This is a genomic window from Streptomyces sp. NPDC091271 (assembly GCF_044757505.1).
Classification (GTDB): Bacteria; Actinomycetota; Actinomycetes; order Streptomycetales; family Streptomycetaceae; genus Streptomyces.
On the sequence record NZ_JBIVVD010000008.1, the window covers coordinates 135,020 to 158,716 of the forward strand.

The following is a 23,697-nucleotide window of genomic DNA, read 5'->3' on the forward strand; positions in this document are numbered from 1 at the left end:
CCGACCGGGAGCCCATTCGGAGTGTGCGGCCACCGAGACACCCCGCCAAGAGGCCGGGCCACGGCGCGCGGAGCGTGCTGAGCAGGCAGAACACCACGCACGAGCGCCCCCGGCGCGTGGCACGCCGCCAGACGCTCCGGCACACGCGTAAGTCGGCTCCAGGAGAACGGTGTCCGGTCAGCGAACACACCTGTCCGGATTCCACCCTTGACGGTGCTCGGTCATCTACCCGAGCATCGGGGGCGCACTTCCATCCCCACCGCTCCAGGTCCGGAGCCGTGCACGGCTCCGGGACCCCCCGCACGTTCCGTCAGTCCCCGAACGGAATCCGGAGCCCTCAGATGAGATCTGCCAGACGCACACTCCTGCCCGCCGCCGCGCTCGCCGTAGCGGCCCTGCTGGCTACCGCCGCACCGGCCGTCCAGGCCGCGCCCGCCACCGCCGCCGCGGCCCCCGACATCCCGCTCGCCAACGTCAAGGCGCACCTCACCCAGCTCCAGTCGATCGCCACCGCCAACGGCGGCAACCGGGCCCACGGGAGGGCCGGTTACAAGGCGTCCGTCGACTACGTGAAGGCCAAGCTGGACGCAGCCGGATACACCACGGCGCTCCAGCAGTTCACCTCCGGCGGGGCCACCGGGTACAACCTGATCGCCGACTGGCCTGGCGGCGACCCGAACCAGGTCCTCATGGCCGGGTCCCACCTCGACTCGGTGACCTCCGGCGCCGGCATCAACGACAACGGATCGGGCTCGGCCGCCGTGCTGGAGACCGCCCTCGCGGTCTCCCGGGCTCAGCTCGCGCCGGACAAGCACCTTCGCTTCGCCTGGTGGGGCGCCGAGGAGCTGGGACTCGTCGGCTCGAAGTACTACGTGAACAACCTGGCCTCGGCCGAGCGTTCCAAGCTCGCCGGGTACCTCAACTTCGACATGATCGGCTCGCCCAACCCCGGCTACTTCGTCTACGACGACGACCCGGTCATCGAGCAGACCTTCAAGGACTACTACGCGGGCCTGTCGATACCCACCGAGATAGAGACCGAGGGCGACGGCCGCTCCGACCACGCCCCGTTCAAGAGCGCGGGCGTGCCCGTGGGCGGGCTCTTCTCCGGCGCGGACTACACGAAGACGAGCGCCCAGGCCCAGAAGTGGGGCGGCACGGCGGGCCAGTCCTTCGACCGCTGCTACCACTCGTCGTGCGACACGACGGCCAACATCAACGACACGGCCCTGGACCGCAACAGCGACGCGGTCGCCCACGCCGTCTGGACCCTGTCGGCGGGCACGGTCACCCCGCCGACCGGGACCGTCTTCAGCAACGCCGCCAACGTCAACGTGCCCGACAACGCCGCCGCGGTGACCTCCTCGGTCCCGGTCACCGGCCGCACGGGCAACGCACCGTCCGCGCTCAAGGTGGGCGTCGACATCAAGCACACCTACCGCGGCGACCTCGTCGTCGACCTGCTCGCGCCCGACGGCACCGCCTACCGCCTCAAGAACTCCAGCAGCAGCGACTCCGCGGACAACGTGATCGCGACGTACACGGTCAACGCGTCGAGCGAGACCGCGAACGGCACCTGGAAGCTCCAGGTGCGGGACGTCGCCGCGCAGGACACCGGCTACGTCGACAGCTGGCAGCTCACCTTCTGACCCGCCGGGGAGGCGGCCACCCGGGCGCCTCCCCGTACCAGGGGCTCAGAGGTACTTCTTGATCTCCCGCCGCGCCAGCGACCGCTGGTGCACCTCGTCCGGCCCGTCCGCCAGTCGCAGGGTCCGTGCCGACGACCAGAGTTCGGCCAGCGGGAAGTCCTGGCTGACGCCGCCGGCGCCGTACAGCTGCACCGCCTGGTCGAGGATGTCGCACACCGCGCGCGGGGTGGCGATCTTGATCGCCTGGATCTCCGTGTGGGCGCCGCGGTTGCCCACCGTGTCCATCAGCCAGGCCGTCTTCAGCACCAGCAGCCGCAGCTGCTCCACCGTCACCCGGGCGTCCGCGATCCAGTTCTGGACGACGCCCTGCTGCGCCAGCGGCTTGCCGAAGGCCGTACGGGCCACGGCCCGCCGGCACATCAGCTCGATAGCGCGCTCGGCCATCCCGATCAGCCGCATGCAGTGGTGGATCCGGCCCGGGCCCAGCCGTGCCTGGGCGATGGCGAAGCCGCCGCCCTCCTCGCCGATCAGGTTGGCGGCAGGTACGCGTACGTCGGTGAAGACGACCTCGGCGTGGCCGCCGTGGGAGTGGTCCTCGTAGCCGTACACCTGCATCGCACGGCGCACCTCCAGGCCCGGGGTGTCACGCGGGACCAGGATCATCGACTGCTGACGGCGGATGTCCTCGTTCTCCGGGTCCGTCTTCCCCATCACGATGAAGATCGCACAGTCGGGGTTCATCGCCCCGGAGATGTACCACTTGCGCCCGTTGATGACGTAGTCGTCGCCGTCACGGGAGATCCGGGTCTCGATGTTCGTCGCGTCCGACGAGGCCACGTCGGGCTCCGTCATCGCGAACGCCGAGCGGATCTCCCCGGCGAGCAGCGGCTCCAGCCACTGCTTCTTCTGCGCCTCCGAGCCGAACTGGAAGAGCACCTCCATGTTCCCGGTGTCCGGCGCCGCGCAGTTCAGCGCGGTCGGTGCCAGGTGCGGGCTGCGGCCGGTGATCTCGGCCAGCGGGGCGTACTGGAGGTTGGTCAGCCCGGCACCGTACTCCGCGTCGGGCAGGAAGACGTTCCACAGGCCCTGCCTGCGCGCCTCCGCCTTCAGGTCCTCCACGACCTGCGGGGTGTCCCACGGTGACGCCAGCCGCGCGCGCTGCTCCTCGGCGACCTCCTCGGCGGGGTGGACGTGCTCGTCCATGAACGTGAGCAGCCTGGTGCGCAGCTCTTCGGTACGGGCGTCGAATGCGAAGTCCACGGGGTGATCAGCCTTCCTTGAGGGTGGTGAGGCCGTGCGCGATGAAGACCGGGACCAGATCACCGATGCGGTCGAAGCCGGCGCCGACGGTCTGGCCCAGGGTGTAGCGGTAGTGGATGCCCTCGAGGATCACGGCGAGCTTGAACCACGCGAAGGCCGTGTACCAGGAGATGGCGGAGGAGTCGCGGCCGGACCCGGCGGCGTAGCGCTCGATCAGCTCGGCGGGGGTGGGGTGGCCCGCGGCGCCGCTCGTGGTGGAGACCGGCGACTCGGGCAGGCCCAGGTCGGAGCTGTACATCACGAGCAGGCCGAGGTCGGTGAGCGGGTCGCCGAGCGTGGACATCTCCCAGTCCAGGACCGCCTTGATCCGGTCGTCCTGGCCGATCAGCACGTTGTCCAGGCGGTAGTCGCCGTGCACGACGGTGGGCGCGGGGGAGACGGGGAGCTGCCGGCCGAGCGCGGCGTGCAGCTCGTCGATACCGGCGAGCTCACGGTTGCGGGAGGCGTCCAGCTGCTTGCCCCAGCGCCGCAGCTGCCGGTCCAGGAAGCCGTCCGGACGCCCGAAGTCACCGAGGCCGACGGCTGCCGGATCCACGGCGTGCAGATCCACCAGGGTGTCGACGAGCCCCAGGACGACGGCCCTGGTGCGCTCGGCGCCCAGCGGGGACAGCTGCTCGGCGGTGCGGTAGGGGGTCCCCTCGACGTACTCCATGACGTAGAACGGTGAGCCGATCACCGCGTCGTCCTCGCAGAGCAGGAGTGTTTGCGGCACCGGGACCGCCGTGGAGTGCAGGGCGCTGATCACCCGGTGCTCGCGCTTCATGTCGTGTGCGGTGGCGAGCACATGGCCCAGGGGAGGTCTGCGCACGACCCACTGCCCGGAGCCGTCGGTGACGACGTAGGTGAGGTTCGAGCGGCCGCCCTCGATGACCCGGGCGTCGAGCGGTCCGTTCACCAGCCCCGGCCGCTCACGGTCGAGATGGCCGCGCAGCAGGTCGAGATCGAGACCTGGCGGGTGGACTGGGCTCATGGGGCGCACCTCCGGGACGTTGAACGGTCGGGACCATGATGCCGACCAGTCGGTATGTCGTCCAGTGTCCTCCCGGAATCCGAGAAGTGATCTCCGGCTCCCCGCCCCGCTCCGCGTCAGTCGTCCCAGTCCTGGGCCTCCACGAAAGCGTCCCCGTACGTCGCGGACCAGCGGCCCAGCGCCTCGATCGGCTCCAGCAGCGTCCGGCCGAGCGCGGTCAGGGCGTACTCCACCCGCGGTGGCGCCTCGGCGTACGCCCGGCGCTCCACCAGCGCGTACGCCTCCAGCCTGCGCAGTGTCTCGGTCAGCACCTTGGTGCTGATGCCGCCGATCTCCATGCGGAGCTCACGGGGGCGGCGCGGGCCCGTCCCCAGGGCGTACAGGACCACCGGATTCCAGGTGTTCCCCAGCAGATCGAAGCCGAGCCGCGCCCGGCAGTCGGCGAGCAGCCGGTCCATGAGTGCCCCTTCCCCGCCCGTCGGGCACCGAACGGTGCGCAACGGAACCCCTAACGTCCCCTGCGGCACGACGCTACGTGACGGGCGTTCAGGGGAGAGGCACATGCGCATCGGCATCATCGGGACCGGCAACATGGCGGAGGCACTGGGCGGCCGGTGGGCGGCAGCAGGCCATCGCGTGCTCTTCGGAGGCCGCTCCACCGCACGGGCCAGAACCCTCGCGGACCGCACCGGCCAGAGCGCCGGCACGCTCGGGGAGGCGGCCGCCTTCGGCGACGCGGTGCTGCTCGCCCTGCCGTACGACGCCGTGGCGGGCGTCCTCGCGGCACTCGGCGCGGCGGACGGACCGCTGCGCGGCCGGGTGGTCGTCGACTGCACCAACGCCGTCGGGGCCGGCTTCCGGCTCACCACCGGTACGGGGCCGGGGGCAGCCCGTACGATCGCCGACGCCACCGGCGCACGGGTCGTCAAGGCCTTCAACCACCTGCCCGACTCGGTGTGGCGGCTGCCCCCGCCGGCCTTCGCCGAGGGCCCGCTCGCGGTCCCGCTCTGCGGCGACGACGCGGCGGCCCTGGAGACGGTCGGGACCCTGGTCCGGGACCTCGGCTGCGTCCCCCTGCCGGCGGGCGGTCTCGACCGGGCCGCTTATCTCGAGGCGACCACGGCGTTCCTCATCGGGCTCTGGCACACCGGACACGACCCCCGGACGCTGCTGCCGCCCTTCGAGGCGGTCACGGCCTGAGTTGCGGGGACCCCGGCCCGCGCCGATCGTCGGAGGATGAAGGCGATCAGCTACAGCAGGTACGGCTCCGCCGACGTACTGGAGTACGGCGAGCGGCCCGACCCGAAGGTCGGGCCGGACTCGGTCCTGGTCAAGGTGCGGGCCGCGGCCGTCAACCCCGTCGACTGGAAGGCCCGCGAGGGCTACCTCCAGGCGGGGCTGGAGGCCGTGTTCCCCGTCATCCCCGGCTGGGACGTCTCCGGCGTCGTGGTCCAGCCCGGCGCCGCCGTGGACGAGTTCGCCGTGGGGGACGAGGTCATCGGCTACGTGCGCGAGGACTTCCTCTCGCGCGGAACCTTCGCCGAGTACGTCGCCGCACCCGTGCGCACCCTCGCCCGCAAGCCCCTGAGTGTCGGCTTCGAGGAGGCGGCGGGCCTGCCGCTGTGCGGCCTCACCGCACACCAGGTGCTGCACCGCACCCTCAAGGTCCAGGAGGGCGAGACCGTCCTCGTCCACGCGGCCGCCGGAGGGGTCGGTTCGCTCGCCGTCCAGCTCGCCCGGCACGCGGGCTGCCGGGTCGTCGGCACGGCCGGGCCCCACAACCACGACTACGTACGCAGGCTGGGCGGCGAACCCGTCGAGTACGGCGACGGGCTGGCCGCCCGCCTCCGCGAGCTGGCCCCCGACGGCTTCGACGCGGCGTTCGACACGGTCGGCGGGGAAGCCCTCCGGATCTCCGCCGACACCCTCGCTCCCGACGGACGGCTCGCGTCCATCGCCGACGGCGAGGTCTTCTCCTACGGCGGGCGCTACGCCTTCGTGCGGCCCGACGCCGCCGATCTCGCCCACCTCGCCGGACTCGCCGAGCAGGGCATCGTCTCCGTCCACGTCGACCGGGTCTTCCCCCTGGAACAGGCCGCCGAGGCCTACCGGCTCAACCAGGAGGGGCGCACCCGGGGCAAGATCGTCGTCGCCGTGGCCTGGGAGGACTGAGGCCGCACGGCCCTCAGAACAGCGTCGCGGCGGCGAAGACCGCGAGCGCGACCGTGCAGGCGGCCGCCGTCAGCGCATGCCGCGGCGACAGCGCGGCGGGCGGCCCGGCGGACCCCATGCCCGTCACCCGGCGGTGCGCCACCACGAGGAACCCCAGCCAGGCCAGCAGGCTCAGGCCCACCGCGAGCACCCCGGCCCCGGTCGCCCCATGGTGCAGCGCCTGCCGGAACGCGAGCAGGGCCACCACCGTGCACGACAGCGTGGTGCGGCGCCAGGCCAGCCGCGTCCGCTCGGGCTGGAGGCCGGGATCGCGCACGGCGGCGGTCACCGGCCCTCCCAGCCGAACAGGACCACCACCACCATCGCGACCGCCACCACGGCGACCACGAGGCTGAGCATCGCGGGGAAGCGCGACACCGGCAGATCCTCCCCTCGCCGCATCGCACGCTCGCACCGCACCCAGTGGTTGACGGCGCGCAGCGCGCAGAGCACCCCGGCCGCCAGCAGCCCCAGCGCCAGGCCGGCGCGGACACCCCACGCCAGTTCCGGGAGGAACTGGTCGACGGCGAAACCGCCGCCGATGAGCGCGAGAGCCGTCCGGATCCAGGCGAGGAAGGTGCGCTCGTTGGCGAGGGAGAAGCGGTAGTCCGGCGTGTCGCCCTCGTCGCGGATGCGCTCCGGGGCGAACCACAGCCGCAGTCCGCGCACGAAATCACTCACGCGGACGTCCCCGCCCGGAAGTCCCGCAGCCTGTGGTACGTCTCCAGCCCGTCCGGCACCCACGTCCAGTCACCGAGACGACCCTCCAGCTCCGCGTCGGTCAGGAAGGTGTGCCAGTCGACCTCCTCCGCCTGTGGCCGCACGGGCAGTTCGCAGCGCACCTCGTACACGTACGACCACCAGCTGTGCCGAGGGCTCTCGTAGAGGTACTTGAAGAGCGGTGTGGGCCGGGGGAGACCGGAGACCCCCAGCTCCTCCTCGGCCTCCCGGAGCGCCGCCTCCTCGTACGACTCGCCCGCGCCCACGACCCCGCCGACGAACATGTCGTAGTGCGAGGGGAAGACCAGCTTCGTGGCCGTCCTGCGGTGCACGAACAGCCGGCCCGCCGGGTCCCGTGCCTCGATGAAGACGCACCGGTGGCGCAGGCCGCGCGCGGTGGCCTCGCCGCGTGGCGCCTGTCCGACGACCTCGTCGTTCTCGTCGACAATGTCCAGGATCTCGTCAGCCGGAGTCATGGCCACCATCCAACATCAACCGGTCGGCGGCCGTGGAACCGTGTCGCCCCTTCCCCTCCGGCATCGCCGGGTGCAGCCCCAGGAGCACGATCCCGGCCACGATCGCCGCCAGCCCCACGGCCTGCCAGGCCAGTGCGCCGGTGTCGGTGCGGACCTGGTCGCCGAGGAACCCGATCCCGCAGACGATCCCGGCCAGCGGCTGCGCCGCGGTCAGCGCCGGCAGGGACATCCGCAGCGGGCCCGCCTCGAAGGCGCTCTGGACCAGGATCAGCCCGCTCACCCCCAGGACGAGCACGGCGTACGGCTGCCAGGACGTCATCAGCGCCGCCCAGCCGTCCGTGGACAGCCGCTCCCCGCTGACCCTGGTCAGCCCGTCCTGCAGTCCGTAGAGCAGCCCCGCCGCCAGGCCGAGGAGGACGGGGGTCCCGCGGGTCCGCGGGTGCCTGGCGCAGGCGGTCAGGAACACGGCGAGCCCGGCCACCGCACCGATCACCAGCCAGTGCCGCAGGGGCGCCGTCACCGCCTCCCCGCCGCGCGGCTCGCCGGCCAGCAGGAAGGCGGTGACACCGCCGGCCAGCAGGCAGAGGCCTCCCCAGCCCTGGCGGCCCAGGGGCTGGCCCGTGCGGTGGCGTGACAGGGCCATCGCGAAGAGCAGATTGGTCGCCAGGAGAGGCTCCACGACGGATACCTCGCCCTGACCGAGAGCCAGGGCGCCCAGCACCATGCCGCAGACCATCAGACCGATCCCGGCGAGCCAGCTCGGGACCCGCATCAGGTCGAGCAGCAGCCGGGGCGAGAGGAAATCGCTCAGAGGCGCGCGGCGGGCGGCGTCCTGCTGGAGGACGAATCCGAAGCCCAGGCAGCAGGCGGCGCCCACGGACAGCAGGAGTACCAGCACCGACACGGTCCGACGATAGCCCGGCGGACGTACGGGATCGGTGAGGGCGCCGCCGACCGGACGGTTGACGTGGGAGCGGCCGGTGCCGAAGATCTGACCCACAAGTAACTTCGCCCGCCCCCGCCGCTGCCCCGCACCGCCCCGAAGGATGGAACCCATGGCGTACGACGCTGATGTGATCGTGATCGGGGCAGGACTCGCGGGGCTGGCGGCCACCGCCGAGCTCGTCGACGCGGGCCGCACGGTGATCCTGCTCGACCAGGAACCCGAGCAGTCCGTCGGCGGCCAGGCGCACTGGTCCTTCGGCGGCCTCTTCCTCGTCGACTCGCCCGAGCAGCGCCGGATGCGGATCAAGGACAGCCACGACCTGGCCCTCCAGGACTGGTACGGCACCGCCGGCTTCGACCGCGACGAGGACCACTGGCCGCGGAAGTGGGCCGAGGCGTACGTCGACTTCGCGGCCGGGGAGAAGCGGTCCTGGCTGCACGCCCAGGGGGTGCGGTTCTTCCCCGTCGTCGGCTGGGCCGAGCGCGGCGGCTACGACGCGAACGGCCACGGCAACTCCGTCCCCCGCTTCCACATCACCTGGGGCACCGGCCCCGGCGTCGTCGCCCCCTTCGAGCGCCGCGTCCGCGAGGGTGTCGCGAAGGGCCTCGTCCAGCTGCGCTTCCGCCACCGGGTGACCGGCCTCGGGCGCTCGGCCGGAGCCGTCGACACGGTCACCGGCGAGATCCTGGAGGAGAGCGCCGCCGAGCGGGGCACCGCGAGCAGCCGCGAGACCACGGGCGCCTTCGAGCTCAGGGCCCAGGCCGTGATCGTCACCTCCGGCGGCATCGGGGGCAACCACGACCTGGTGCGCGCCCAGTGGCCCGAGCGGCTGGGCACCCCGCCGGAGAAGATGCTCTCCGGCGTCCCCGCCCATGTCGACGGACTGATGCTCGGCATCGCCGAGAAGACGGGCGCCCACCACATCAACCGCGACCGGATGTGGCACTACACCGAGGGCATCGAGAACTGGAACCCGATCTGGGACAAGCACGGCATCCGGATCCTGCCCGGCCCCTCCTCCCTCTGGCTGGACGCCCGCGGCAAGCGGCTGCCGGTGCCGCTCTTCCCTGGCTTCGACACGCTGGGCACCCTCGAACACATCATGCGGTCCGGCCACGGCTACACCTGGTTCGTCCTCGACCAGAAGATCATCGGCAAGGAGTTCGCGCTCTCCGGCTCCGAGCAGAACCCGGACCTGACCGGGAAGTCCGTGCGCGACGTGATCGGCAGGGCGCGTGCCGACGTCCCCGGGCCGGTGAAGGCGTTCATGGACAAGGGTGTGGACTTCGTCGTCGAGAAGGACCTCGGCGCGCTCGTACGCGGGATGAACGCGCTCACCGGCGAAGCCCTCATCGACGAGGACGCCCTGCGCCGCGAGATCACCGCCCGGGACCGTGAGATCGCCAACCCCTTCACCAAGGATCTCCAGATCACGGCGATCAACGGTGCCCGTTCCTACCTGGGCGACAAACTGATCCGCACGGCGAAGCCGCACCGCATCCTCGACCCCGCCGCGGGCCCGCTCATCGCCGTACGGCTGAACATCCTGACCCGCAAGTCCCTCGGGGGGCTGGAGACGGACCTGTCCTCCCGCGTCCTGACCGAGGACGGCACCCCGCTGCCCGGGGTTTACGCGGCGGGGGAGGCGGCGGGCTTCGGCGGCGGCGGGGTCCACGGCTACCGCTCCCTGGAGGGCACCTTCCTCGGTGGCTGCATCTTCTCGGGCCGGACGGCGGGGCGTGCGGCGGCGGAGGCGACCGGCTGAGGCCTCCTGCCTGCCCCTCCGGAGGGAGTCCCGCCGCTGCGGAGGCGGGCAGGAGCGGCGGCCGGTCACTCCAGCAGCTCCACCACGCGGAAGCGCTCCGCCACGATCATCGTGTCGTCGTCCACGGTGAACTCCGGGTCCCCGAGCGCCTCCCGCATCTCCTCGCTGTGCCAGAACGCCTCGTGCCCCGCCCGCCACCCGGCGACCGAGGTGTATCCCTCGCCCTCGTCCAGCGCGTGCCGCAGCCCCACCGACCCCAGCGGCAGCACCTCCACCTCCGTCAGCTCGACCACGGCGATCTCACGCCCCGCGGAGTCGATGAGCGCGGACCGCTCGCCCACCGGCGGCAGTTCCTCCCGCTCCACCTCGTACTCCGCGAGCAGCCCGGAGGTGGAGACCTTCTCGCCCGAGAGCACAGCCGCGACCAGCTGGTCGCGCAGAGGCCCGGGGAAGGCGAGGAGGAAGGGCTTGAGCGGTTCACGGTTCTCCATGGCGGCAGTGTGGCACGCGTCACCTCTGCCCCACCCGTCACTCCCGTACGTGCTCGCGAGCTGCGCGAATGGTTCAGTCCACCCGCGTCGCACGGTCAACTGCGTGTGGAGTGCAGGTAGTTGGGGAAGGGTCGGCCTTGACTCGGACCATTGCCTACCGCTTTGCTGTCCGCGATCGTTTGCTCGCACACAGCATCGATATGTGCTCGCGTCATGTCGAAGTGGAAAAGGAAGCCTGCGGATGTCTCCGCCTCCGCCGCCCCTGGGCCGCTCCCGCCGCAAAGGCGGACGCCCGGACCACGCCTTCGACCTGGCGCTCGACGACGGCGAACTCATCGACGTACGGGGCCAGTTCACCCAGGGCCGCTGGACCCGGGCCCGCTCGCTGCTCGTCGCGACCGGCACCGACTGGGACCGCCGCGGCCACCGGCTCCTCGCCCTCGCAGCCGTCCCGTCCGCCGCCGGATGGGCACGAGACTGGCTGCTCGCCGAGCCGGACAGCCGCGACGCCACGACTCTCCTCGCCTGCGCCACCGTCGCCCGTGCCCAGCGACCCGAGGCCGGCGCCGCCGAGGGGGCCCGGGCGCGCGAGGCGTGCCTGGCCGCGGCCGCGCTGGACCCCGCCGACCCCACCCCCTGGCTAGGCCTGATGACGCTGGAACGCACACACGGCACCCACGAGCCGGCCGCCAGGCACTTCGAGGAGATCCGCGCCCGGCATCCCGAACACCACCACGCCCACCACCTCATGACGGCCGTCCTCGCCGAGGCGCACCCGGAGAGCGACCCGCTCCACGAGGTGTACGACTTCGCCGCCTGGGCCGCCGAACAGGCGCCCGCCGACTCGCCGCTCGCCGTACTCCCCGTCGTCGCCCACGCCGAGCGCTACCGCGTCCTGGCCGCGGCCGGCGCCGTGTCCGACGACCCGGCGGCCTCGGGCCACTGGTCGGGGCGCCGGGCCAGACAGGTGATGAAGGCCGCCTTCGACTGGTGGCTCGAATGGGAACGCGAGGACCACCCCCGCCACACCGCCGACCTCAACTTCCTCGCCCACGCGAAGATCTGCGAGGGCCGTCCCGCCGAGGCCGCCGCGATGTTCCACCGCATCGGCCTCCATGCGACCGAGGCGCCGTGGTCGTACGCGGGCCGCGACCCGTACCCCGAATTCATCGCCGCGCGCACCCTCGCGCTCGGTGCCCCCTGACGCACGTTCGTTCATCGAGGAAGGGATCACCCCCGCCATGTCGACGGGCAGAACAGATACGAGCGAGACCGGCACGACCGGGAGCGCCGACACCGGCGGGATCAACACGTACAAGGGCGAGGAACGCGCGCTGCGCGCCGACCGGCTCGGCACCCCCGGGCTGCTCCTGTCCGTCCTCGCCGCCAGCGCCCCCCTGATGGTCGTCGCCGGGGTGATGCCCACCGTCTTCGGGGTGATGGGCATCGTCGGACAGCCCCTGCTCTACGTCATCCTCGGCATCGTCCTGATGCTCTTCGGCGTCGGCTACGCGGAGATGAGCCGGCACGTCCACAACGCCGGCGCCTTCTACGCGTACATCGCCCGCGGCCTGGGCCCCACAGCCGGCGCGGGCGCCTCGCTCGTCGCGCTGGTCGCCTACAGCGCCATGCAGGTCGGCATCTACGGAATCCTCGGCTTCGAGGTCTCGGGCCTCTTCGCCACGTACCTGGAGATCGAACTCCAGTGGTGGATCCCCGCGCTGGTCGCCGTGGCGGTCGTCGGCGTACTGGGCTGGCTGAAGATCGACCTCAACGCCAAGGTGCTCGGGGTGCTGCTCGTCATCGAGTGCGCCCTCGTCGTGATCTTCGACATCGCCGCAGTCGGCAAGCCCGGCCCCGAGGGCCTGTCCCTGCACGCGTTCAACCCCGAGACGCTCACCGGCGCCGGCCTCGGTACCGCGCTCTGCTTCTGCATCGCCGCGTTCGTCGGCTTCGAGCAGGCCCCGGTGTACGCCGAGGAGACCAGCCGCCCGCAGGTCGTCGTCTCCCGCGTGATGTTCCTGGCCGTGGGCTACGCCGCCCTGTTCCTCGCCGTCAGCTCCTGGGCCCTGACCGTCGCCGCGGGCCCGTCGTCCATCGCGGGCATGTCCGTCGAGCAGGGTCCGGGGATGCTCTTCGGCCTCACCGAGGAACGGCTCGGCGCCACCTTCACCGACGTCCTGCACGTCCTGTTCGTCACCGGCATGTTCGCCGCGCTGCTCAGCTTCCACAACGTGGTCGCCCGCTACGCCTTCGCCATGGGCCGTGAGGGACTGCTGCCGGCACGCTTCGGCCGCACCAACAAGGCGAGCGGAGCCCCCGCCACCGGCTCCATGCTCCAGTCCGCGCTCTCCGTCGTGATCCTGCTCGCCTTCGCCCTCACCGACGACAACCCGGTCGGCGACCCGACCGCGCCCGTCCTGCACCTGTTCACCTGGATGGGCAATGTCGGGGCGCTCGGCGTCATCGTGCTGATGGCCGCGGCCTCCTTCGCGGTCATCGCGTTCTTCGTACGGCGCGGTGCCGGCCGGGCCCAGGCGCCCCGGCTCGTCGCCTCCGGGCTCGCGGGCCTCGCCCTGCTGGCCATCGCCGTCCTCACCGTCCGGGACTTCGACGTCCTGGTCGGCTCCGGCCCCGGCTCGGCGCTGAACTGGCTGCTCCCCGGCGTCATCGTCCTGGCCCTCGCCGGAGGCCTGGTCCACGGGGCGGTGCTGCGCCGCACCAGGCCCGGGGTGCACGCCAGGATCGGTCTCGGCAACGAGGCGTTCCAGCTGGAGAAGGCGGCGGAGGGCGGCACGGGCCCGCGCTGATCCCGCGCTCCTTACGGAAGAGTGACGCACACCCGCGGCCCCTGGTGACAGGCGGCCGCGGGTGTTCGAATGGGCAGGTGAACAGTCCCCCTCCCGACGGCGGCGGCACGCCCGTCGGCCGCCGTCTCGTCCTGACGATGCTCGGCCTCGGCGCCGCCGGGGTGGCGGCCGCCCCCGTTCTGCAGCGCACGCTGGAGAGCGGGCTGGGCGCCGTCGCCGACAAGGACCCCACCGGCCTCACCGGCCTGCTGCCCAACGGCGGAGGCTTCCGCTACTACTCGGTCGCCACGTCCGTGCCCGAGAAGACCGCCGCCGACTACCGCCTCACCGTGGACGGCATGGTCGACCGCCCGGCGACGTACACGCTCGACACCCTCGCGGAGCTGCCGCAGACCCGCATGGTGCGCGACGTCCAGTGCGTCACCGGCTGGCGGGTGCCCGAGACCCCGTTCGAGGGCGTCAGGCTCTCGGCGCTGCTGGACGCGGCAGGGGTACGGCCCGGGGCGAAGGCGATCCGCTTCACCTGCTTCGACGGCGCCTACAGCGAGAGCCTCACGCTCGAACAGGCCCGCCGCCCGGACGTCCTGGTCGCCACGCGCATGCAGGACAAGCCGCTGGCCCACTCCCACGGCGGCCCGGCCCGGCTCTACGTGGCCCCGATGTACTTCTACAAGTCGGCGAAATGGCTCTCCGGGATCACCGTCACCGACTCCGTACGCCCCGGATACTGGGAGGAGCTCGGCTATGACGTCGACGCCTGGGTCGGCCGGTCCAACGGCCGCGACGACGCCCCCACCGTCTGAACCCTCCCCGAGGATCCGGCGCTTCACCACCGCCGAGCGCTGGGTGCACCGCACCACGGCCTGGCTGACACTGCTCTGCGTCGCCACGGCCGCCTGTCTGTACGTCCCCCAGCTCGCCGAACTCGTCGGCCGCCGGCACCTCGTGGTCACCGTGCACGAGTGGTCCGGGCTGCTCGTCCCCGTACCGCTGCTCGCCGGGCTCGTCTCCCGGGCGCTGCGCGCCGACCTCTCACGGCTCAACCGGTTCGGGCCGCACGACCGGCAGTGGCTGCGGGCCGCCCTGCGCCGCGACCGCACGCCCGGATCACGGCCGGCCGGGAAGTTCAACGCCGGCCAGAAGATCTACGCAGGGTGGATCGCGGGCGCCGTGCTCGTGATGCTGGGCACCGGGCTGCTGATGTGGTTCACCGGCCTCGCCCCGCTGGTATGGCGCACGGGAGCGACCTTCGTCCACGACTGGCTGGCCCTCGCGATCGGCATCGTCCTCGCCGGACACATGGCGAAGGCGCTCGCCGACCCGGAGGCACGCCGTGGCATGCGCACCGGGTCGGTCGAGCGCCTCTGGGCCCGTTCCGAGCACCCGCTGTGGCGGGGGCCGGAGGAGTGAGGCCGGCTACAACACCAGCGACAGCAGCATGATGAAGCCCAGCGAGACGACGGAGATGATCGTCTCCATCACCGACCAGGTCTTGATCGTCTGCGGGACGTCCATGCCGAAGTACTCCTTCACCAGCCAGAAACCCGCGTCGTTGACGTGGCTGAAGAAGAGCGAACCCGCGCCGACCGCGAGGACGAGCAGCGCGACGTGCGAGGTCGACAGGTCCGCGGCGAGGGGGGCGACCAGACCGGCCGCGGAGATCGTGGCCACGGTCGCGGAGCCCGTCGCCAGCCGTATCGCGACGGCGATCAGCCAGCCGAGGAGCAGGGCGGGGATCGACCAGTTCTCGGAGAACTCCAGGATCATCTGGCCCACACCGGCGTCGATGAGGGTCTGCTTGAACCCGCCGCCGGCGCCCACGATCAGCAGGATGCCCGCGATCGGGGCGAGCGACTTCTCGACGGTGCTGGAGAGACGGCCCTTGGTGAATCCGGCCGCACGGCCCAGGGTGAACATGCCCACGATCACGGCGGCGAGCAGCGCGATCAGCGGCGAGCCGATGACGTCGGTGACCCGCTGGACGTGGTTCTCCGGGTCGTCCACCACGATGTCGACGAGTGCCTTGATCAGCATCAGCACGACGGGCAGCAGGATCGTCGCCAGGGTCGCGCCGAAGCTGGGGCGGCGGTCCAGGTCCTCGGACGGACGCTGCGGGATCATCTTCTCCGGCGCCTCGATGTCCACCCAGCGGGCGGCGTAGCGGGAGAAGACCGGACCCGCGATGATCACGGTGGGAATGGCCACCAGCACACCGAGGGCCAGCGTGACACCCAGGTTGGCGCCCAGCGCGTCGATCGCGACCAGCGGGCCGGGGTGCGGCGGGATCAGCCCGTGCATCACGGAGAGACCGGCGAGTGCGGGGATGCCGATCCGCATCAGCGAGTAGTTGCCGCGCTTGGCGACCAGCAGCACCACCGGAATCATCAGCACGATTCCGACCTCGAAGAAGAGCGGAAGCCCGATGATCGAGGCGATCAGCACCATCGCCCACGGCATCGCGCGCCCGCTCGCCTTCGCGAGGATCGTGTCGACGATCTGGTCGGCGCCGCCGGAATCGGCGAGCAGCTTGCCCAGGATGGCGCCCAGGGCGATCAGGACACCGACACCCGCGACGGTCGAACCGAGGCCCGCGGTGAAGCTGGCGATGGTCTTCGCCGGGTTGGCCCCCGCGAAGGACCCGAGCGCCAGGGAGCCGATGGTCAACGCGAGGAACGCGTGCATCTTGAACTTGGTGATGAGAAGGACGATGACGGCGATGCCCGCCAGTACGGCGATGCCCAGCTGTGCGTTACCGGCCGAAGTGATCGGTTCGACGGCATCCGCTGCCAGCATCTCGACGCTGAGACTGGTCACGGTGGTGATCCTTAGTTCGCGAGCCGGCGCAGCGCGGCGACGGCCCGGTCGGTGATTTCCTCGGGGGTGCCGGACACGTCGACGGCGACGCCCGCCTCGTCCTCCTGCAGCGGCTGCAGGGTGGCGAACTGGGAGTCGAGCAGCGCGGTCGGCATGAAGTGGCCCTTGCGGTCCGCCATGCGGTGTTCGATGAGGGACCGGTCGCCGGTCAGATGCAGGAAGACGGCACCGGGAGCCTCGGCCCGCAGCCGGTCGCGGTAGGAGCGCTTGAGCGCGGAGCTGCTGACGACGCCACCGAGCTCCGCCCGGCCGTGTGCCCACTGCCCGATCGCGTCCAGCCACGGCCAGCGGTCGTTGTCGTCCAGGGGCGTACCGGCGGACATCTTCGCGATGTTGGCCGGCGGGTGGAAGTCGTCGCCCTCGGCGTAGGGGACGCCCAGGGCGTCGGCGAGCAGGGGGCCGATCGTGGTCTTGCCGGTCCCTGCTACGCCCATCACCACGACGACGTGGGGGGTGCTCATTGGTGCCTCGCTGTCTTCTTCGACATCGGTCCGCGACATCGGTCCGTCGCGCTACTGAAACCCATTACATACGACTTATTCAAGTGGCTGTGACATAAACGTCGTACTTTTTGTTCCCCCGAGCCGCCCCGTAGGGTTGTGGGCATGACCACACCTGCCCAGGGGCTCCATACGCATGTGCTGGACACCCTGGGCCTGGAGATCGCGGCGGGGGACTGTCCGCCCGGCCAGGTCCTGCGCACCGACGAGCTCGCCCAGCGCTTCGACGTGTCGCGCACCGTCGTACGCGAAGTGGTCCGTGTCCTGGAATCCATGCACCTGGTCGAGTCCCGGCGCCGGGTCGGGGTGACCGTGCGGCCCACCGAGGAGTGGAACGTCTACGACCCCCAGGTCATCCGCTGGCGGCTCGCCGGCTCCGACCGGCCCCGGCAGCTGCGCTCCCTCACCGTGCTGCGGTCCGCCGTCGAACCCGTCGCCGCGGGCCTGGCGGCCCTCAACGCCACCGCCGAGCAGTGCGCCGCACTCACGGAGTGCGCCCTCGGCATGGTCGCGACCTCGCGCGGCCAGCAGCTGGAGGGCTACCTCCGGCACGACACCGCCTTCCACCGCATCGTCCTCAACGCCTCCGGCAACGAGATGTTCGCGCGGCTCGGCGACGTCGTCGCCGAGGTCCTGGCCGGCCGGACCCACCACCAGGTCATGTTCGAGGACCCGGACCCCGCCGCCGTCACGCTCCACGTCCGGCTCGCCGAAGCCGTACGCGAGGGCGACGCCGAGGGGGCCGAACGGCTGACCAAGGAGATCGCGGTCGGCGCGCTCCACGAACTGGACGTACTCGCCCCATGAGCGGCCCCCCGCCCGGGTACGGTGAGCGGGTTCGATCTTCGGAATGACGGGGCAGTCGGGATGGGAGACCACGGCATGGCGCAGCAGGTACAAGGGGTCATCGCACCGGGGAAGAACGAGCCGGTGCGCGTCGAGACGATCCTGGTCCCTGACCCCGGCCCCGGCGAGGCCGTGGTCAAGATCCAGGCATGCGGTGTCTGCCACACCGACCTGCACTACAAGCAGGGCGGCATCAACGACGACTTCCCCTTCCTGCTCGGCCACGAGGCCGCGGGTGTCGTGGAGTCCGTCGGTGACGGCGTCACCGACGTCGAACCGGGTGACTTCGTCGTCCTCAACTGGCGCGCGGTGTGCGGCCAGTGCCGTGCCTGTCTGCGCGGCCGCCCCTGGTACTGCTTCGACACCCACAACGCCAAGCAGAAGATGACCCTCCTGGACGGCACCGAGCTCTCCCCGGCTCTCGGCATCGGCGCGTTCGCGGAGAAGACCCTCGTCGCCGCCGGCCAGTGCACCAAGGTCGACCCCGAGGTCTCCCCGGCCGTCGCCGGGCTGCTCGGCTGCGGAGTCATGGCGGGCATCGGCGCCGCCATCAACACCGGCCAGGTCGGCCGTGGTGACTCCGTCGCCGTCATCGGCTGCGGCGGCGTCGGCGACGCCGCGATCGCCGGTGCCCGCCTAGCGGGAGCAGCCAGGATCATCGCGGTCGACATCGACGACCGCAAGCTGGAGACGGCGAAGAAGATGGGCGCCACCCACACCGTCAACTCCCGCTCCGACGACCCCGTCGAGGCCATCCGCGCACTGACCGGCGGCAACGGCGCCGACGTCGTCATCGAGGCGGTCGGCCGCCCGGAGACGTACAAGCAGGCGTTCTACGCCCGCGACCTCGCCGGCACCGTCGTCCTCGTCGGAGTGCCCACGCCCGAGATGCAGCTCGAACTCCCGCTCCTCGACGTGTTCGGGCGCGGCGGTTCGCTCAAGTCCTCCTGGTACGGCGACTGCCTGCCCTCACGTGACTTCCCGATGCTCATCGACCTGCACCAGCAGGGACGCCTGGACCTGGGCGCCTTCGTCACCGAGACCATCCGGCTCGGCGAGATCGAGCAGGCCTTCGCCCGGATGCACGACGGTGACGTCCTGCGCTCGGTGGTGGTCTTCTGATGGCCGCCCGCATCGACCACCTGGTCACCTCCGGCACCTTCGCCCTCGACGGCGGCGAGTGGGACGTCGACAACAACGTCTGGATCGTCGGCGACGACACCGAGGCCGTCGTCATCGACGCGGCGCACGACGCCGCCGCGATCGAGGCCGCACTCGGCGGCCGCACCCTGCGCGCGATCATCTGCACCCACGCGCACAACGACCACATCGACGCGGCCCCCGCCCTCGCCGACGCGACCGGCGCGCCGATCCTGCTGCACCCCGACGACCTGCCGCTCTGGAATCAGACCCACCCCCACCGGGCCCCCGACGCCGAACTGGCCGACGGCCAGGAGCTGGACGTCGCCGGAGTGCGGCTGACGGTCCTGCACACCCCGGGCCACGCCCCGGGAGCGGTCTGCCTGTACGCCCCGGAACTGGGCACCGTCTTCACCGGCGACACCCTCTTCCAGGGCGGTCCCGGCGCCACGGGGCGGTCCTTCTCGCACTTCCCGACGATCATCGACTCGATCAGGGACCGGCTTCTCACCCTCCCCCCGGAGACCGAGGTCCGCACCGGGCACGGGGACTCCACGACCATCGGCGCGGAGGCCCCGCAGCTGGAGGACTGGATCAACCGCGGCCACTGAGCGGGGCGGGGCTCACCGGTCCGGCCACGCGGAGAGCCGCAGCCCGCTCTCGAAGCGGTGCGGCTCACCCGTGACCGGGTCGGTGAACTCCAGGACCTTCGCGAGCAGTTGCAACGGCCGCCCGTAGTCCGCGTGCTCCGGCTCGGGCTCCACCACCGGATAGACCGGGTCGTTCACCAACGGCAGCCCCAGCGCGTTCATATGGACCCGCAGCTGATGGGTGCGGCCGGTCGCCGGCACCAGCCGGTAGCGGCCGAAGGCGCCCCGGTGCCCGACGAGTTCGATCCAGCTCTCGCTGTTAGCGGTCCCCGGCTCCTCGCGTGCGGCGATGACCCCGCGCTCCTTCACGATCCGGCTCCGCACGGTGCGCGGGAGCGTGAGCTCCGGATCGTACGGAGCCACCGCCTCGTACTCCTTGCGCACCAGCCGGTCCCGGAACAACGTCTGGTACGCGCCCCGGTCCCCGGCCCGTACGACACAGAGCACCAGGCCCGCCGTCAGCCGGTCCAGCCGGTGCGCGGGCTGCAGCTCCGGCAGGTCCAGCTCCCTGCGCAGCCGGGCCACCACGGTCTCGGTGATGTGCCGGCCCCGCGGAGTCGTCGCGAGGAAGTGCGGCTTGTCCGCGATCACGAGGTGCTCGTCGCGGTACACCACACCGACCGGGAACGGCACCGGCTCCTCCGGCGCGAAATCCCGGTGGAACCAGAGGAACCGGCCCGCCGTGTACGGCTCGTTACCCCCCACCGCACCGCCGTCGGCCCCGACGAACAGCCCCTCGGCGAGCATGGCGTCCACCCGCCGGGCCCCGATCGCCCGCGCGAACCGGTCCATCAGATGGTCCCGGACGCTCTCCCAGGCACCGGCGGGGTCCTCCGGCAGTCTCACCCGCACCGGGTCGATCCCGTCCCGCTGGGGGAGCGGGGCGGCGGGCGGCTTCCCGCGTCCCCTCATCGGCCGCTACGGAGGCGCGCGGGCACGCGGAGGGGGCTGCTGATCGACACGATGGTCACTGCCGGATCCTTCTCGATGGCGGGCTCTCCCGGGGCCGGCGTCCGCCTTCCACCCCAGGGCACCATCATCCCCGACTCAGCCCGCGGTGAGACGCACGAGCAGGCACGCGGGACGGTCGCCGTCCACCTCCACCAGCAGTTCCGCACCATCCGGCCGCCATTCCACCCTGCCCGCCGGAGCCGAGGGGTGCAGGATCTCCGCCGTCACGACCAGGCCGGCCAGATGAGAAACCGGGAGCAGGCGTTCCCTCCCGCCGGCCCTGCGCCACACCGACAGATACGTCACACCCCGCCCCCGCATCCCCAGCGCCAGCCACTCGTCCGTCCAGCCGGGCAGACCCAGCGGCCACCACGGAACGGCCCGGGGCAGCTCGTGGCGCAGCGCCTTGTAGGTGTCCAGCGCCTCGCGCACGAGCGTCAGCTGCCGCTCGGACATATGGTCCAGGTGCCCCGAGAGATGAATCCTGCCCAGCAGCGCACCCCCCAGGGTGAACGTGATCTCGTCGTCCGTGTAGCCCGGCTGCGGGTAGGCCCAGACCGCGCCCTGCTCCGGAGGGACGGCGGTGGGCGCGGCGGCGGCGATCGGCGGATAGCGCAGCGGGTCCTGCTGGTCGCTGGTGGACTGGAGCTGGGCCACGGCGAGCGAGGCGCCGTCCATCCGCATCCCGCCCGAGGCGCAGTTCTCGATCACCAGGCCGGGATATCGGTCGAGCACCGACCGCAGCCAGCCGAGCCACGCGCGCGCATGACCGAGCAGGGGGCCGCCGGGGGAGACGGTGATGTTGTAGTCGAGCTTGAGATAGCCCACTCCCCACTCGCCGACGATGCGGCCCACGGCCGCGTCCAGGTGCGCGCGGGCAGCCGGATGACGCAGATCCAGCTGGTGGCGGCCGTGCTCGGTGACCCGTATGCCGTCCCGGCGTACGAACGCTTCGTCGGGCAGGGTCGCGGCGACCGGGCTCCGTACGCCCACGACCTCGGGCTCCAGCCAGAGCCCCGCCACCATGCCGCGCCCCCGGATGTGGTCGATGACGCGGCGTATCCCGCCGTCCGGGAATCGCCGGGCCGAAGGCAGCCAGGCACCGACACTGTCCCACCAGCCCTCCGCGTCGTCGTCGTACCAGCCGGAGTCGATGCAGAAATACTCGGCTCCGACCTCTGCGGCGGCGTCGATCAGAGGCAGCAGCTTCGCGGTGGTCGGGTCCCCCATCAGCGTGTTCATGTAGTCGTTGAACACGACGGGCAGGGCGGTGAGGTCGCGATGCGGCCGACGGACCGCCCGGCGGTACGCGGTCAGTGCGGCCAGCGCCTCCTCGAAACCGCCCCCGAGGGCGAGCGCCGCAGGTTCGGTGCTGAACTCCGCTCCCGGCAGCAGGTGTTCGCGCCATTGATGGTCCGCGTCGGTCGGCCCGCCGATCGCGAGCCAGGAGCCGTCACCCCACTCGCCCGTGTCCCAGCGCCACGCGGCGGCCGACTCGATCTGCCACAGCCAGGTCCTGCCGTCCGTGCGGTCCCGCAGTGCGCCCATGGCCAGGTGGCCGTCGGTGGGCCAGCTCCCCCTGCTGCTCACCGCCAGGCAGGCGCGGCTCTCGTGCTCGTGGACACCCCGTCCGATATCGGCGAGATGCGCGCGCAGCGGCTCGACCGACCAGCGGCACTCGGCCAGCCAGTCGTTGCGCGCCCGGTGGACGTCCAGGACGTCGGGGGAGGGGAGACCACCGAGGAGGAGACTCGAGACGGACTGGATCACCAGGGGAGCGGGGCCGTCGTTGCGCAGGCGGACGCGGGAGCGTACGACGGGGACCCCGTCCGGGGTGGAGTAGCCGACCTCGGCGGTCAGTCCGCTCGCCGGGTCGTGGAGTTCGATGTGGAGCCGGTGCTGGTCGCCCTCGCGGCCGGTCCGGTGCGAGCGGTAGCGCAGCCGCCCGCCGAGCGCCGAGTCGACGAACCGGGGCCCGGACCAGCCGCTGCCGTGACCGAGCGCCGTGATGTCGACGAGAGGAAGCGGTGCGCCCGACGGAGCCCCGAGGTCGCCCGGGCCGGCCAGGTGAGTGATCCTCAGCGTTCCGTCGGCCGCGGTGGCGAAGTGAACGGAAAGGCCCGAATGGCCCCAAGTGAATTCGTCCGCGGCGCTGTTGGCTGCCTCACCGGTCAACGTGAACTCCTCCCGGATCCGCCTGACGGCGGTCTGCGTCCCCTGGGTGAATCTGCCGTTACGGTCTCTTGACGAGCCTTGTGTGACCGGTCACAATCCTGGCATGAAAGTGACCGGTCACACAAGGAGAACGGCGAGCATCAGGGATGTCGCCGCCGCGGCGAACGTCTCGTACCAGACCGTTTCCCGCGTGATCAACGAGCACCCGAGCGTCAGGCAGGCCACCAGGGAGCGCGTGCTCGCGGCCATCGAGGAGCTGGGGTTCCGGCGCAGCGCCACCGCGCACGCGCTGGCCAGCGGCCGGACCAGGTCCGTCACGGTGCTCACCGCGAACACCACCGAATACGGTTACGCGAAGATCCTTCAGGGTGTCGAGGAAGCGGCCCGCTCGGCCGCGTACGCCGTGGGCATCGGCGTGCTGGAGGCATCGGACGAGGCAGCCGTGCGCGCCCAGGTGCAGCAGGCCGCGGACGCCGGCGGCGGGCTCATCGTCATCGCGTACGATCCGGCCGGAGTGCTGGCGCTGGGCTCGGTGCCCGCCGGGCTCCCGTTCGTCGGCGTGGTCGAGACCCCGGGGCGTCCGCCCGCAGCCGAGAGCCCCTGGGTATGGACCGACGACCGGGCCGCGGCCCACGAAGCCACGTCCCATCTGCTCTCGCTCGGCCACCGGACGGTGCACTACGTCGCCATTCCGTCGAGCACCACCCGCACGGCGCCCCGGACGGCCGGCTGGCGTTCCGCGCTGCGCGAGGCGGGCGCACCCCAGCCACGGCCGCTGCAGGGCAACTGGGGCCCGGCGGGGGGCTATGCGGCGGGCCGGAAGCTGGCCGCCGACCCCTCGGTCACCGCGATCCTCTGCGGCAACGACGACCTCGCGACCGGGGTCATCCGTGCCCTGCACGAGGCGGGCCGGGACCTCCCCGGCGAGGTGAGCGTCGCCGGATTCGACGACGCGCCCCACTCCGCCTATCTGACCCCGTCACTCACCTCCGTACGGCTCGACTTCACCGGTCTCGGACGTGCCGCCTTCGGACTCCTGCACCGGGCGGTCGAGGAATCCGCTCCGGTCGTGCCGCGCCCGGTCGCCGTGCCGGAGCTGATGGTCAGGGAGAGCTCGGGACCCCCGCCGGCCACCGGAAAGCAGTGACCCGCCCACGACGACCCACTCCTTCGACGCAGTGAGGCAGAGCCCTGATGAGCACA

The 23,697-nt window shown here is 71.8% G+C and carries 24 protein-coding genes; 12 read left to right on the forward strand and 12 right to left on the reverse strand.

Features of this window, described 5'->3' with window-relative positions; genetic code table 11:
* Positions 1–341 precede the first annotated feature (341 nt).
* Positions 342–1,649, forward strand: coding sequence for a M28 family metallopeptidase (locus tag ACIQM3_RS30405; protein WP_401630057.1), 1,308 nt, complete (start codon positions 342–344; stop codon positions 1,647–1,649).
* Between the two features lie 45 nt (positions 1,650–1,694).
* Here ACIQM3_RS30405 and ACIQM3_RS30410 read toward each other — a convergent pair whose 3' ends face one another.
* The 3 genes from ACIQM3_RS30410 to ACIQM3_RS30420 form a co-directional block, all read right to left on the reverse strand.
* Positions 1,695–2,909, reverse strand: a complete 1,215-nt coding sequence (locus tag ACIQM3_RS30410) for an acyl-CoA dehydrogenase family protein (protein ID WP_401630059.1) — start codon at positions 2,907–2,909, stop codon at positions 1,695–1,697.
* Between the two features lie 7 nt (positions 2,910–2,916).
* On the reverse strand, positions 2,917–3,939 hold the full coding sequence (locus ACIQM3_RS30415) for a phosphotransferase family protein (RefSeq protein WP_401630061.1): 1,023 nt from the start codon (positions 3,937–3,939) through the stop codon (positions 2,917–2,919).
* 116 nt (positions 3,940–4,055) lie between these two features.
* On the reverse strand, positions 4,056–4,397 hold the full coding sequence (locus ACIQM3_RS30420; RefSeq protein WP_401630063.1) for a winged helix-turn-helix transcriptional regulator: 342 nt from the start codon (positions 4,395–4,397) through the stop codon (positions 4,056–4,058).
* 103 nt (positions 4,398–4,500) lie between these two features.
* On the opposite strand from ACIQM3_RS30420, the gene ACIQM3_RS30425 reads away from it, so the two are divergent.
* The gene (locus ACIQM3_RS30425; RefSeq protein ID WP_401630065.1) at positions 4,501–5,139 is read left to right on the forward strand and encodes an NADPH-dependent F420 reductase; all 639 of its coding nucleotides are present in this window, start codon (positions 4,501–4,503) and stop codon (positions 5,137–5,139) included.
* Positions 5,140–5,175: 36 nt separating this feature from the next.
* A complete protein-coding gene (locus ACIQM3_RS30430; RefSeq protein WP_401630067.1) occupies positions 5,176–6,111 on the forward strand; it encodes an NADP-dependent oxidoreductase in 936 nt (311 codons plus the stop codon).
* A gap of 13 nt (positions 6,112–6,124) precedes the next feature.
* Here ACIQM3_RS30430 and ACIQM3_RS30435 read toward each other — a convergent pair whose 3' ends face one another.
* From ACIQM3_RS30435 to ACIQM3_RS30450, 4 genes are read right to left on the reverse strand one after another with little or no spacing between them, the layout of a single operon-like run.
* Positions 6,125–6,439 carry a DUF202 domain-containing protein gene (locus tag ACIQM3_RS30435; RefSeq protein WP_401630069.1) on the reverse strand — a complete coding sequence of 105 codons (315 nt, stop codon included), beginning with the start codon at positions 6,437–6,439 and terminating at the stop codon, positions 6,125–6,127.
* Complete coding sequence (locus ACIQM3_RS30440) at positions 6,436–6,831, reverse strand: YidH family protein (RefSeq protein ID WP_401630071.1); 396 nt, start codon at positions 6,829–6,831, stop codon at positions 6,436–6,438. The genes ACIQM3_RS30435 and ACIQM3_RS30440 overlap by 4 nt, the downstream gene beginning before the upstream one ends.
* Complete coding sequence (locus ACIQM3_RS30445; protein WP_401630073.1) at positions 6,828–7,346, reverse strand: NUDIX hydrolase; 519 nt, start codon at positions 7,344–7,346, stop codon at positions 6,828–6,830. Before ACIQM3_RS30445 ends, ACIQM3_RS30440 begins: the two co-directional genes overlap by 4 nt.
* Entirely contained in the window at positions 7,333–8,250 is a 918-nt protein-coding gene (locus ACIQM3_RS30450; RefSeq protein ID WP_401630608.1) for a DMT family transporter, read from the reverse strand. The genes ACIQM3_RS30445 and ACIQM3_RS30450 overlap by 14 nt, the downstream gene beginning before the upstream one ends.
* Positions 8,251–8,401: 151 nt before the next feature.
* Between ACIQM3_RS30450 and ACIQM3_RS30455 the strand changes: the two genes are divergently transcribed.
* Positions 8,402–10,057 (forward strand): FAD-binding dehydrogenase, encoded by a 1,656-nt coding sequence (locus ACIQM3_RS30455; RefSeq protein ID WP_401630075.1) that lies wholly within the window; start codon positions 8,402–8,404, stop codon positions 10,055–10,057.
* 65 nt (positions 10,058–10,122) lie between these two features.
* On the opposite strand, the gene ACIQM3_RS30460 is transcribed toward ACIQM3_RS30455, so the two are convergent.
* Entirely contained in the window at positions 10,123–10,548 is a 426-nt protein-coding gene (locus ACIQM3_RS30460) for an ASCH domain-containing protein (protein ID WP_401630077.1), read from the reverse strand.
* Between the two features lie 241 nt (positions 10,549–10,789).
* Between ACIQM3_RS30460 and ACIQM3_RS30465 the strand changes: the two genes are divergently transcribed.
* From ACIQM3_RS30465 to ACIQM3_RS30480, 4 genes are all read left to right on the forward strand, one after another.
* A complete protein-coding gene (locus ACIQM3_RS30465) occupies positions 10,790–11,752 on the forward strand; it encodes a hypothetical protein (protein WP_401630078.1) in 963 nt (320 codons plus the stop codon).
* 37 nt (positions 11,753–11,789) lie between these two features.
* Positions 11,790–13,358, forward strand: coding sequence for an APC family permease (locus ACIQM3_RS30470; RefSeq protein ID WP_401630610.1), 1,569 nt, complete (start codon positions 11,790–11,792; stop codon positions 13,356–13,358).
* A gap of 137 nt (positions 13,359–13,495) precedes the next feature.
* A complete protein-coding gene (locus ACIQM3_RS30475) occupies positions 13,496–14,161 on the forward strand; it encodes a molybdopterin-dependent oxidoreductase (RefSeq protein ID WP_401630611.1) in 666 nt (221 codons plus the stop codon).
* A complete protein-coding gene (locus tag ACIQM3_RS30480) occupies positions 14,103–14,768 on the forward strand; it encodes a cytochrome b/b6 domain-containing protein (RefSeq protein WP_401630080.1) in 666 nt (221 codons plus the stop codon). Before ACIQM3_RS30475 ends, ACIQM3_RS30480 begins: the two co-directional genes overlap by 59 nt.
* A gap of 6 nt (positions 14,769–14,774) precedes the next feature.
* Here the strand turns inward: ACIQM3_RS30480 and ACIQM3_RS30485 are convergent, their stop codons facing one another.
* Complete coding sequence (locus ACIQM3_RS30485; protein ID WP_401630082.1) at positions 14,775–16,172, reverse strand: GntP family permease; 1,398 nt, start codon at positions 16,170–16,172, stop codon at positions 14,775–14,777.
* 11 nt (positions 16,173–16,183) lie between these two features.
* Positions 16,184–16,693: a gluconokinase gene (locus ACIQM3_RS30490; protein WP_393758074.1), complete on the reverse strand. Its 510-nt coding sequence runs from the start codon at positions 16,691–16,693 to the stop codon at positions 16,184–16,186.
* 144 nt (positions 16,694–16,837) lie between these two features.
* On the opposite strand from ACIQM3_RS30490, the gene ACIQM3_RS30495 reads away from it, so the two are divergent.
* The 3 genes from ACIQM3_RS30495 to ACIQM3_RS30505 all read left to right on the forward strand — a co-directional run bounded on the left by ACIQM3_RS30495 (position 16,838) and on the right by ACIQM3_RS30505 (position 19,329).
* Complete coding sequence (locus tag ACIQM3_RS30495) at positions 16,838–17,539, forward strand: FadR/GntR family transcriptional regulator (protein WP_401525081.1); 702 nt, start codon at positions 16,838–16,840, stop codon at positions 17,537–17,539.
* A gap of 75 nt (positions 17,540–17,614) precedes the next feature.
* Positions 17,615–18,700: an S-(hydroxymethyl)mycothiol dehydrogenase gene (locus tag ACIQM3_RS30500; RefSeq protein WP_401630084.1), complete on the forward strand. Its 1,086-nt coding sequence runs from the start codon at positions 17,615–17,617 to the stop codon at positions 18,698–18,700.
* Complete coding sequence (locus tag ACIQM3_RS30505) at positions 18,700–19,329, forward strand: MBL fold metallo-hydrolase (protein ID WP_401630086.1); 630 nt, start codon at positions 18,700–18,702, stop codon at positions 19,327–19,329. The genes ACIQM3_RS30500 and ACIQM3_RS30505 overlap by 1 nt, the downstream gene beginning before the upstream one ends.
* A gap of 12 nt (positions 19,330–19,341) precedes the next feature.
* On the opposite strand, the gene ACIQM3_RS30510 is transcribed toward ACIQM3_RS30505, so the two are convergent.
* Positions 19,342–20,280 (reverse strand): pseudouridine synthase, encoded by a 939-nt coding sequence (locus tag ACIQM3_RS30510; RefSeq protein WP_401630088.1) that lies wholly within the window; start codon positions 20,278–20,280, stop codon positions 19,342–19,344.
* A 135-nt stretch (positions 20,281–20,415) separates the two neighbouring features.
* Entirely contained in the window at positions 20,416–22,494 is a 2,079-nt protein-coding gene (locus ACIQM3_RS30515; protein WP_401630090.1) for an alpha-galactosidase, read from the reverse strand.
* 103 nt (positions 22,495–22,597) lie between these two features.
* On the opposite strand from ACIQM3_RS30515, the gene ACIQM3_RS30520 reads away from it, so the two are divergent.
* Complete coding sequence (locus tag ACIQM3_RS30520; RefSeq protein WP_401525095.1) at positions 22,598–23,641, forward strand: LacI family DNA-binding transcriptional regulator; 1,044 nt, start codon at positions 22,598–22,600, stop codon at positions 23,639–23,641.
* Positions 23,642–23,697: the final 56 nt, after the last annotated feature.

Coding starts and splice junctions, on each gene's coding strand:
- ACIQM3_RS30405 (WP_401630057.1), top strand. CDS start 342: ATGAGATCTGCCAGACGCACACTCCTGCCCGCCGCCGCGCTCGCCGTA.
- ACIQM3_RS30415 (WP_401630061.1), bottom strand. CDS start 3,939: ATGAGCCCAGTCCACCCGCCAGGTCTCGATCTCGACCTGCTGCGCGGC.
- ACIQM3_RS30420 (WP_401630063.1), bottom strand. CDS start 4,397: ATGGACCGGCTGCTCGCCGACTGCCGGGCGCGGCTCGGCTTCGATCTG.
- ACIQM3_RS30425 (WP_401630065.1), top strand. CDS start 4,501: ATGCGCATCGGCATCATCGGGACCGGCAACATGGCGGAGGCACTGGGC.
- ACIQM3_RS30430 (WP_401630067.1), top strand. CDS start 5,176: ATGAAGGCGATCAGCTACAGCAGGTACGGCTCCGCCGACGTACTGGAG.
- ACIQM3_RS30445 (WP_401630073.1), bottom strand. CDS start 7,346: ATGACTCCGGCTGACGAGATCCTGGACATTGTCGACGAGAACGACGAG.
- ACIQM3_RS30455 (WP_401630075.1), top strand. CDS start 8,402: ATGGCGTACGACGCTGATGTGATCGTGATCGGGGCAGGACTCGCGGGG.
- ACIQM3_RS30460 (WP_401630077.1), bottom strand. CDS start 10,548: ATGGAGAACCGTGAACCGCTCAAGCCCTTCCTCCTCGCCTTCCCCGGG.
- ACIQM3_RS30465 (WP_401630078.1), top strand. CDS start 10,790: ATGTCTCCGCCTCCGCCGCCCCTGGGCCGCTCCCGCCGCAAAGGCGGA.
- ACIQM3_RS30470 (WP_401630610.1), top strand. CDS start 11,790: ATGTCGACGGGCAGAACAGATACGAGCGAGACCGGCACGACCGGGAGC.
- ACIQM3_RS30475 (WP_401630611.1), top strand. CDS start 13,496: ATGCTCGGCCTCGGCGCCGCCGGGGTGGCGGCCGCCCCCGTTCTGCAG.
- ACIQM3_RS30480 (WP_401630080.1), top strand. CDS start 14,103: ATGACGTCGACGCCTGGGTCGGCCGGTCCAACGGCCGCGACGACGCCC.
- ACIQM3_RS30490 (WP_393758074.1), bottom strand. CDS start 16,693: ATGAGCACCCCCCACGTCGTCGTGGTGATGGGCGTAGCAGGGACCGGC.
- ACIQM3_RS30495 (WP_401525081.1), top strand. CDS start 16,838: ATGACCACACCTGCCCAGGGGCTCCATACGCATGTGCTGGACACCCTG.
- ACIQM3_RS30500 (WP_401630084.1), top strand. CDS start 17,615: ATGGCGCAGCAGGTACAAGGGGTCATCGCACCGGGGAAGAACGAGCCG.
- ACIQM3_RS30505 (WP_401630086.1), top strand. CDS start 18,700: ATGGCCGCCCGCATCGACCACCTGGTCACCTCCGGCACCTTCGCCCTC.
- ACIQM3_RS30510 (WP_401630088.1), bottom strand. CDS start 20,280: ATGAGGGGACGCGGGAAGCCGCCCGCCGCCCCGCTCCCCCAGCGGGAC.
- ACIQM3_RS30520 (WP_401525095.1), top strand. CDS start 22,598: ATGAAAGTGACCGGTCACACAAGGAGAACGGCGAGCATCAGGGATGTC.